This is a genomic window from Nitrospirota bacterium (assembly GCA_016212215.1).
GTDB lineage: Bacteria > Nitrospirota > 9FT-COMBO-42-15 > HDB-SIOI813 > HDB-SIOI813 > JACRGV01.
Map to the genome: position 1 here is coordinate 1 of JACRGV010000023.1, position 9518 is coordinate 9518.

Below are 9518 nucleotides of genomic sequence, written 5' to 3' on the forward strand. Positions count from 1 at the left end.
CGAAAATGACCCCAAGTAAGCAGTAAGCGGTAAGCAGTTAGCAGATAAAGACTGCCTTTCCTGTTTACTGCTCACTGCTTACTGTTTACTATTTTCATTTCCCTTTGTGAGCGCCCCGCTCATGAGGGTTCATCCGAAAATCCTTCTCCCAGACGTCATTGCGAGCCGAAGGCGAAGCAATCTGACCAACAACGAGATTGCTTCGTCGCTATCGCTCCTCGCAATGACACTAAATATAATTTTCATTTTCCTTTGTGAGCCGAAGGCTCAGGACGTATCTTCCTTATCCAGTTCCACATTCCAGTACAGATAGTCCCGCCAGTTTTCAGGCGTATCTCTCAAGCCTATTGTTATGGTTATATGAGGAAGCCATTTTGGTTCAGCAGGATGTTTGATTAACCTCATCCCGCTTTCCTGCGGTGTCCGGCCGCTCTTTTTATTGTTACATCTCCAACAGGCTGTTACAATATTATCCCAGCTTTTTTTCCCACCCTTGGCAACAGGATGTACATGATCAAATGTTAATTCCTTAACATCAAACCTTTCCCCGCAATACTGACATTTATAGTTGTCCCGTGCAAATATATTGGAACGTGAGAACTTTACCTTATGAACATTCTTTGCCCGGACAAGTTTTAAAAGTCTTAGGACAGATGGCAGTTGAAGTGAGATTGAGATGCCGTGTACCGCACGGTTGTGAACCTCAAGTACCTCAACCTTACCCTGAAAGAGTAGAGTTATTGCCCTCTTCCAGTTTATCACCTTCAGAGGTTCATACGTGGCATTAAGAAGAAGTGTATGCTCCATAGTCTGATGCTTACCCCCTCGATTAATTCAGATTATACACAAGTCAGGGTTGTTAATGCAAATTACCTTATCCTTGTAATGGTGCAGGAGATTTGTTAATATCCTGAAGTCAGGCAATAATACTCAGAAAAGGAGAAGCCATGCTTAAAAAAGTTCTTATATTAGCGTCACTGATTGGAATAGTAATGTTTTCCGGAATAGTTAATGCTGGAGTACCGATGGCCGGTGATAAGGCACCGGATTTTTCTCTTACCTCTGTTAAAGGGGAGAAGGTTACACTATCTCAATACAAAGGGTCAGTTGTGGTCCTGGGATTATTTCATATCTGTGACCCATGCATGAATCAGGCTTCCGAGATGCAGAAGTTAATGAATGAAGGGACAACCAAGGCAGTTTATCTCGGCGTAAATACAGCCGGTGATACAAAAGAGGATGTGCTTGCCTATCTGAAAAATTTCAAAACAAAGATAACCTTCCCCTACATGATTGACCCTGCCCAGACAGTCAACAAGATGTATACGCAGCGGTTTATGCCCACGGTATTAATAATTGACGGTGAGGGCGTTATCCGCTACAGAGGGTCAACCACTCCTAAAGATGGACTACTTGCTGAGATAAAGAAGATCGCAGGGAAGTAGACTGACAATAACATGTTTACCCTCACCCCGAATATAACCCGCCATGGGATAGGATGTTTTGATTATTCCCCCTCCCTTGACGGGAGGGGGGCAGGGTGAGGGTGAGCTATGGAGATTTTTGGATAAAGGAATAATGATTGAAATAAGGTATTCTTCATGGTATTCTTTTTACGGTACAATGGTATTACAAGGAGGACATGAATGTCAGTGGTTAAGCTTGGCATAAGCTTCCCGGTGGAGCTTGTCGAGGAGATAGATGCGATCTCAAAAGGGTTGAAAAAAAACAGGAGTGAGGTCGTCAGAGATGCCATTATTGCCATGATTAATGATTACAAGAGACAGCAGGCAGTTAGAAAGGCGGAAAAAATATATAAGGAGATCGAAGAAGATGATAAGCTGCTTGCTGAGGAGTTTTTAAGTATATGCGCAGAATCTACCGCAACATATAAGGCCGGTAAAAAGGTGAAGAGGAGATGAAGCAGCCTATGAGAGGGGAGATATATTTCCTAAATTTCAGTCCTGCAAAGGGCAAGGAAATGAAAGGGCCTCATCCCGCCTTAGTAATACAAAATGACGTAGGCAACAAGGTTGGCGGTCTTACAATAGTTGCTGCCATAACCAGCAATCTTAAAGTGGCGGAACTTCCGGTTGGAGTGGTTATTACACCGGAAGAAAGCGGCCTTCCTCAAAAATCAGCAGTCCACCTGGGCCAGATATACACAATAGACAAGGAACGGCTTCAAAATCATGCAGGTACGCTTTCGGAACAAAAGATGTCTGAGATTGACAAGGCGATTGCGATAAGTCTTGGGTTGAAGGAATTTTGGAGGTAAGTAGCCGTTAAGTATCCAGCGTTATCAGATTTAACAAAGGCTGAGTGATTTTAAAAATAAGATCGAATTTCTGATATAGGAGTTACCTATGCCGACTTTACAATTCAAAGGCAAGAACATCATCTGGAACCATCACCTTTCCATTCCCTACCACACCTTGGATGAGGTGGAAAAACTTCACTTCCAGCCGGAAAAGGCGGACGGCAACCTGATTATAGAAGGGGACAACCTCCTTGCCCTGAAAGCCCTGCTTCCGCAATATGCAGGAAAGGTTAAGTGTATTTATATTGACCCGCCGTATAACACGGGGAATGAAGGCTGGGTGTATAACAACAATGTGAACAGCCCTATGCTCAAGGAGTGGTTGGGAAAGGAAGTCGGCAAGGACGATCTGACCCGCCACGACAAGTGGCTCTGCATGATGGTTCCACGGTTGAAATTATTGCGGGAATTGCTGGCGGATGATGGGGTAATTTTTATATCCATTGATGAAAACGAACAGCACCATTTAAGACAAATTATGAATGAAATATTCGGTGATGAAAATCATGTTGTTTCTTTAATATGGGCAGGAAGAAGCGGTAAGGGTGGAACGACGAAGTCAGTTGAATAGTAAGCGGTTAATGAATTAAGGATCTTTTTAGCTGTAATATTTTCTGGATGGTGGAATCATCGAAATAAAACAGTTTCCTGATTGCCTATTACCTGTTCTTTCTCTCCAACCCCTTTGCCTCTTCCCACAGCCCTTCCATCTCATCCAGAGATACATTGCCCAACTCCCTGCCCTGTTTTGCTATCTCTTCTTCTATATGTCTGAACCGTGAGATAAACTTGCTGATGGATTTCCGTAATGCATCTTCAGGATTCACCTCAATAAACCTGCCGATGTTTACAAGGGCAAACAGTAAATCTCCAAGCTCCTCTTCCATGTTCTTCTGATCTTTTGCCTTGAATGCGTCTTCAAACTCACCCATCTCCTCTTTTACCTTAGAGAAGACCTGGTCAACATGTTCCCAGTCAAACCCTACCCTTGCCACCCTCGCCTGCAACTGATGTGCACGTAAGAGGGCCGGCAGGTGCGGCGGTACACCTTCCAGAATGGACTTTCTCTCTTCCCCTTTTTCTGCCTTCTTAATCGCCTCCCACTGTTTAAGAACCTCATCAGCGTTCTCTGCCTTTGAATCACCAAAAACGTGAGGGTGGCGCCTTATCATCTTTTCAATGCTCTCACTCAATACATCTTCAATATCAAACTCCCCGTTCTCTTTACTTATCCGGGCATGAAACAATATCTGATACAATAGGTCCCCAAGCTCCTCTTTTAATTTTCCAGCATCATTTTCTTCAATCGTCTCAAGCACCTCATAAGCCTCTTCAATCAGAAACGGCTTGAGCGATTCCCTCGTCTGCTTCCTATCCCACGGACATCCCCCCTCACTCCTGAGCCTGTCCATTATCCCCACAAGTTTATTGAAATTCTCTGACAAGTTATCCTCCTCCTTTAGCTGATATAGTTTTGACTGGTTTATTTACAGAGTTTAAATGAGCCTAATTATGAAACCTTACAGTATCAGTGTCAACCGTATGTTTCTCCCCCCTCCCCAAATTGAAATGCCGGTAGTGGGTCAGGGGAAGGGTGGACCGCTTACGGATTATTAAAGCACCTCATTGATGCTTTTCGCATTCTTATAAACAGGCTTTATGGATAAGGATTTTGAGAGGATTAATTTTTAAAAAACTATAAAAGACTCATGGGGTCTACATCAACCTCTATCTGTACATTCCCGTGACGGCCCTCTTTATGGAAATATTGGAGGGAGTTTCTGATGAGGTTGTTCAGGGATTTTGGATTACTGCCCTTCATTATAATGTGCCGCCTGAATTTATTGCGCAGTTTCATGAAAGGTGCCGGTACAGGGCCTAATACATCAATCCCTTCTGCCTTCTGATTATCAATAATTTCTTTGAACCTGTTGGATGCTGTTTCAACAGATTCCTGATTAATGCCTTTTATCAATATCCTTACGATTCGTTTATACGGGGGATAACTGAGAGCCTTACGAAACGCACTCTCTTCTTTGTAGAATCCCTGATAGTCATGGTTTGATGCGTAAAGTATGCTGTAATGGTCAGGGCTGAATGTCTGAACTATTACCTCACCTGCTGTATCTCCGCGTCCTGACCTTCCTGCAACCTGTGTGATGAATTGGAAAGTTCGCTCTGCTGACCTGAAGTCAGGGAGATGAAGAGATGCGTCTGCGAGGAGTACACCTACCAGTGTTATACCCGGAAGGTCTAATCCCTTTGTGACCATCTGAGTGCCTATAAGTACATCTGCCTCCCTGTTCTCCATGCTTTTGAATATGCGGTGATGTGAATGACGTTTTGAAGTAGTGTCCCTGTCCATTCTCTCTATCCTTATTTCAGGAATGAGCTTTTTCAACTCTTCTTCAACCCGTTCTGTTCCGGCACCGAATGCCTTGAACTTTGTACCATTACACTGGGGGCATATAGCAGGCGGGGGCATCCTGTAGTCGCAGTAGTGGCAGTGGAGGGAGTTTTCTTTTTTGTGAAATGCCGGTGATACACTGCAATTTACGCAAAGAGGCGTGTGCCCGCAGTCAAGGCACAGGAGGAAAGGGGAAAAGCCCCTGCGGTTCAGGAATAAGAGCGACTGCTCTCCGTTTGTAAGCCGTTGTTTTAATGCTTCCAGCAACTCCTGAGTAATAACAGAGAACCCCTGTTTCCTCAGGTCAATAATCTTTACAGGAGGTAATGGGCGTTTGTTAATCCGCTCCGGCATTGATAAATATATATATTTCCCAATCTCTGCATTGTAATAAGATTCGAGGGACGGAGTTGCTGATCCGAGGACTGCAACTGCACCGGACAACTTCGCCCGCATAATGGCAAGGTCCCGTGCATTATATCTGAAACCGTCCTCCTGCTTGTATGAGTGTTCGTGTTCTTCATCTATGATTATAATGCCGGGATTTTTAACCGGGGCAAATACAGCAGAGCGTACACCTATTACAACATCTGCACCCCCTTCTGCAATCCTGACCCATTCCTGCTGTCTCTCACTGTGTGTCAGTCCGCTGTGCAGTACTGCAACCCGCTCGCCGAATCTGTTGACAAATCGTGATATAAGCTGTGGGGTTAATGCTATCTCAGGGACGAGTACAATCCCTGCCTTTCCGTTCTTTAAATTTTCCTCAATGGCATTCATGTATACTTCAGTTTTTCCGCTGCCGGTAACGCCGTGAAGCAGGTGGACGCGGAACTCTCCGGCAGCGATGGAGGCTTTAATCTGGAGTAGTACATTGGTTTGGGCTTCTGTGAGAAGATATCCATCCGAAATTGACCCCATCCCCACCCTAACCCTCCCCTTGAAGGGGAGGGAATTTTGAGCCTCGCCCAGCCCCCCTCCGGTATTTTTAATTTGGGGATGGGGGGCTTCACTTCCCTTATACATATCAAGTATGTGGTGAATCTTTTTAGGGTACCTTGCGGCTTTATCTTCAGGAATACCTGATAGTGCTGTCTTTAATACCATGCCAAAAGGGAACAGGTAATACTCAGATGCCCATTTACAGAGTGCAAGCATGGTTTCATCAATAAGCGGGGCAGTGTCGAGTATACTCAATACCGGTTTTATCTCTCTCTTCTTGTGGCCTGATGAAAATATATGAGGGATGTCTTCTGAGATAGACGTAATAAAGCCGGTAACCTTCTGCCTGCCGAATTGTACAATAACCCGTTTACCGATGCTTGCCTGTTCTTCAAGTTCAGGCGGGCATCTATATGTAAAAACATCTTCAACAGGTCTTGGAATAGCTATGTGTAAGTACATGTCATAGATAATACGTTGCCGAAGAAGTTTCATTTTCCCAGACGCAAACCCGGCACAATTTTGCGGTATTGTTGTTCAATCTTTTTGAAAGGGAATCATAAATCCAGCGTGCGAGATTTTCGGCAGTGGGATTTAATTTATCAAACGGGGGATTCTCGTTTAAATATGTGTGGTCGAGTGTTTTCAGCAGGTTTTCCGTCTCCTGCTTCAGCATCCTGAAATCCAGCGACATGCCGAGATCATCAAGTTCACTGCTCTGCATAACTACTTCCACTTTCCAGTTGTGGCCGTGAATGTTCTTACAGTTTCCCGGATAATCCCTGAGACTGTGGGCACCTGAGAAGCCGGATATTATTTTTATTTCATACATAGTTTACTCGAAAATCTCCTTAGCTCACCCTCCCCCTAACCCCCTCCCGTCAAGGGAGGGGGAATAATCTTAGGCAGGGAAGGTGAAATAAGAAGTTACCTCCTGTTTCCTGATTCTTGCTTTTACCTTCAGCCTTCAGTCTATTCTTGCTTCTTACCTCTTACTTCTGTTACCTGCTCACTGCTCACTATCTTCATTCCGCACGCGGATATATTCAGGAAATTATCTTTAAATCCATTATAGTTATAATCCCCTCTGAAGCTTGTAGTAACAACCTCTGTAATGTTTTGTGCAGGGAATCTTGCCTTCATGCAGAAATGCTGGGCTGTAACATAAACACCTAATGCAGTAGGGTTTATTGCTTTGTATAAGACATCTGCAATCTCTGATGTAAGGCTCTCCTGAAGTTGAAGGCGTGCTGCAAGGATATGAACAAGCTTACCGAAATTGGAGAGTCCAACAATCTCCTTATCAGGTAAATACCCTATCGAGATAAAACCTGAGAAGGGAAGGAGATGGTCCTGGCATATCGAGACAAATGGTATGTTATTTATAAATACAGGGTCTCTGGTCAAAGCAGGCTGGCGGGTACTTAAAGCACTGACGGGATCCTGCGCATATCCCGACAATAGTACCTCTGACCAAAGTTTCTCAAGATTATCAACAATCTTTCTTCTCGCATCACTGTTAATACCTTGTTCCCCAAGCTCTAATGACTCAATAAATTTGCTTAGTCCTTCCCTCATTAACCTGTTGTTCATAGGCAGGTATCATAGCATATCATTATGCTTTTTTACAGCCCTTACAGCGGGGTTAGAAAACCCCGTCTATCCAAGAATAAGTTGGCCCCGCCTATTCATGGATAAATTGAGGATAGGCGGGACATTCCTGTCCCGCATTCACAAGTGAGATAGATTTCACTGAAAATTGCTGACTATAGATTTGCCCCGGATAGCTTAATCTGTTAGCATAGAGTTTATGAAAACAAAGCAGAAGTTTCTCATGTGCAGGCCGGACTATTTTACGATAGCTTATGAAATAAACCCGTGGATGAGTGTAAAAAATCCTGCTGATACTAAAATGTCTGTAAGGCATTGGGAGATTCTATATAACACTCTATGCAGTCTTGGGGCGGATGTTTCACTTGTTGAACCTGTTGAAGGATTGCCGGACATGGTCTTTACTGCAAACGCCGGGCTTGTTGATGGTAAAAAGGTAATCCTTAGTCATTTTAAGTATAAAGAAAGACAGGGGGAAGAACGACATTTTGAAAGGTGGTTTCATAATAGTGGATATGAATGTCACAGACTCCCCAGGGGGATTTACTTTGAAGGAGAAGGGGATGCAGTATTTTATAAAGATATGGTATTACTTGGACATGGATTCAGGACAGACCTGAAGTCCCATTCATACGTTGGGGAGATTACAGGCAGGGAGTTTAAATCATTGAAACTGATTAATCCACATTATTATCATCTGGATACCTGCCTGCTTTATATAAAAAGCCCTGACATTATAATTTACTACCCCGGTGCATTTGATTATGAGGGTATTGAAATTATAGAAGGGCTGCCTTCCAGGACATTTAGAATTTATGAGGATGACGCAGGTTTATTTGTGTGCAATTCAGTTTGCGTTGGGTCTAACCTGATTTTGGATAAGCTCACAGACAGGCTCGCTGACAAACTTAATGAATTCGGGGTGAAGATAATATCAGTGGATACCTCTGAATTTATGAAATCAGGCGGCAGTGTAAGGTGCATGGTGTTAGGGCTTTAATAGTGAGCAGTCAGCAGGTAACAGAAGTTAGAGGCAAGAAGTAAGAAGTATAGGAAAAACAATTCCCTCCCCTTCAAGGGGAGGGGTAGGGTGGGGATGGGGTTATTTTCAGGTGTCACATTTAGGGGAGATTTGATACGTGGAGATCAAGGTATTCGGGGATACGCACACGGGGCTTGTAAGGACACACAATGAGGATGCCTTAGGCATTTTCCCTGAACTATCGCTCTATGTTGTAGCTGACGGGCTTGGCGGACATGCAGGCGGGGAGGTTGCAAGCAGGCTTGCAGTTGATGTTTTACGGAATAATATAATTTCTGATTATCATATACTCCGTGAAAAGAGAAGTAATCTTGTCAGTGCTATTAAAATTGTAAATAAATGGATTATCCAGGAGGCTTCAAAAGATTATCGTTTGCAAGATATGGGAACAACCATTGTGGCAGTGAAATTGGAAAATGATACTGCATTAGTTGCCCATGTCGGCGACAGCAGGGCATATCTTATTCGTGATGGAGGGATTACTCAGGTTACAAAAGACCATACTGTTGTTGAAGATTATATTAAGGCCGGCTTGCTCACAAGGGAAGAAGCTTTTTATAGTCCATACAAAAGCGCCCTATCAAGGGCACTTGGAACAGCCGCTGATGCTGAAGTTGATATTAATGACGTTAAACTCAGGACAGGAGATACCTTAATTTTATGTACAGACGGTCTTACTAACATGATGTCAGACTCAGACATATTAAATACCGTGAAGGAATTCAGACCCTCTCCGGAAGGTATTAGCAAAGGACTGATAAACCTCGCGATTAAAAACGGCGGGATTGATAATATAACAGTGATTGCGATTTGTGTGATGGAGTAAAAAGGATGATAAAAATGGAATCATCCTTTGACAAGCTCAGGATGATAGCTATGGTGTCATGGTGAGCTTGTCGAACCATGACAGGCAGTTAGAGGGTATTTTCAAATGAACCATCATGAGCCTCGGCTCACAAAGGGAAATGAAAATAGTAAACAGTAAGCAGTGAGCAGTAAACAGGAAAGGCAGTCTTTATCTGCTAACTGCTTACCGCTTACTGCTTACTTGGGGTATTTTCGGATGAACCGTCATGCCCCCCGGGGCACAAAGGAGCATGAAAATCTGGACACAGTAGTAGGGTTTCATTGTATGATAATACTTATTAATTAACCTATTTATAAAGGGGGTAATACAATGGAAAGCATATTTGAGA

11 protein-coding genes are annotated in these 9518 nt (G+C 43.6%); 6 read left to right on the forward strand and 5 right to left on the reverse strand.

The features are described 5' to 3' along the window. Nucleotides 1-267: 267 nt before the first annotated feature. On the reverse strand, nt 268-807 hold the full coding sequence (locus HZA08_02545; protein MBI5192304.1) for an HNH endonuclease: 540 nt from the start codon (nt 805-807) through the stop codon (nt 268-270). A gap of 140 nt (nt 808-947) precedes the next feature. Between HZA08_02545 and HZA08_02550 the strand changes: the two genes are divergently transcribed. The 4 genes from HZA08_02550 to HZA08_02565 all read left to right on the forward strand — a co-directional run bounded on the left by HZA08_02550 (nt 948) and on the right by HZA08_02565 (nt 2891). Continuing rightward, a complete protein-coding gene (locus HZA08_02550) occupies nt 948-1445 on the forward strand; it encodes a TlpA family protein disulfide reductase (protein MBI5192305.1) in 498 nt (165 codons plus the stop codon). 201 nt (nt 1446-1646) lie between these two features. Further along, complete coding sequence (locus HZA08_02555) at nt 1647-1922, forward strand: ribbon-helix-helix protein, CopG family (GenBank protein ID MBI5192306.1); 276 nt, start codon at nt 1647-1649, stop codon at nt 1920-1922. 8 nt (nt 1923-1930) lie between these two features. Continuing rightward, complete coding sequence (locus tag HZA08_02560) at nt 1931-2278, forward strand: type II toxin-antitoxin system PemK/MazF family toxin (protein MBI5192307.1); 348 nt, start codon at nt 1931-1933, stop codon at nt 2276-2278. 88 nt (nt 2279-2366) lie between these two features. Then, nucleotides 2367-2891 carry a site-specific DNA-methyltransferase gene (locus tag HZA08_02565; protein ID MBI5192308.1) on the forward strand — a complete coding sequence of 175 codons (525 nt, stop codon included), beginning with the start codon at nt 2367-2369 and terminating at the stop codon, nt 2889-2891. Between the two features lie 88 nt (nt 2892-2979). On the opposite strand, the gene mazG is transcribed toward HZA08_02565, so the two are convergent. From mazG to HZA08_02585, 4 genes are all read right to left on the reverse strand, one after another. Continuing rightward, nucleotides 2980-3732 (reverse strand): nucleoside triphosphate pyrophosphohydrolase, encoded by a 753-nt coding sequence (gene mazG, locus HZA08_02570; protein ID MBI5192309.1) that lies wholly within the window; start codon nt 3730-3732, stop codon nt 2980-2982. A gap of 284 nt (nt 3733-4016) precedes the next feature. Continuing rightward, entirely contained in the window at nt 4017-6131 is a 2115-nt protein-coding gene (gene priA, locus HZA08_02575) for a primosomal protein N' (GenBank protein ID MBI5192310.1), read from the reverse strand. A 1-nt stretch (nt 6132) separates the two neighbouring features. Continuing rightward, nucleotides 6133-6501 (reverse strand): 6-carboxytetrahydropterin synthase QueD, encoded by a 369-nt coding sequence (gene queD, locus HZA08_02580; protein MBI5192311.1) that lies wholly within the window; start codon nt 6499-6501, stop codon nt 6133-6135. 140 nt (nt 6502-6641) lie between these two features. Further along, nucleotides 6642-7262: a GTP cyclohydrolase I gene (locus tag HZA08_02585; protein ID MBI5192312.1), complete on the reverse strand. Its 621-nt coding sequence runs from the start codon at nt 7260-7262 to the stop codon at nt 6642-6644. 217 nt (nt 7263-7479) lie between these two features. On the opposite strand from HZA08_02585, the gene HZA08_02590 reads away from it, so the two are divergent. Next, nucleotides 7480-8280 carry an amidinotransferase gene (locus HZA08_02590; GenBank protein ID MBI5192313.1) on the forward strand — a complete coding sequence of 267 codons (801 nt, stop codon included), beginning with the start codon at nt 7480-7482 and terminating at the stop codon, nt 8278-8280. 139 nt (nt 8281-8419) lie between these two features. After that, nucleotides 8420-9148, forward strand: a complete 729-nt coding sequence (locus HZA08_02595; protein ID MBI5192314.1) for a Stp1/IreP family PP2C-type Ser/Thr phosphatase — start codon at nt 8420-8422, stop codon at nt 9146-9148. Nucleotides 9149-9518 lie beyond the last annotated feature (370 nt).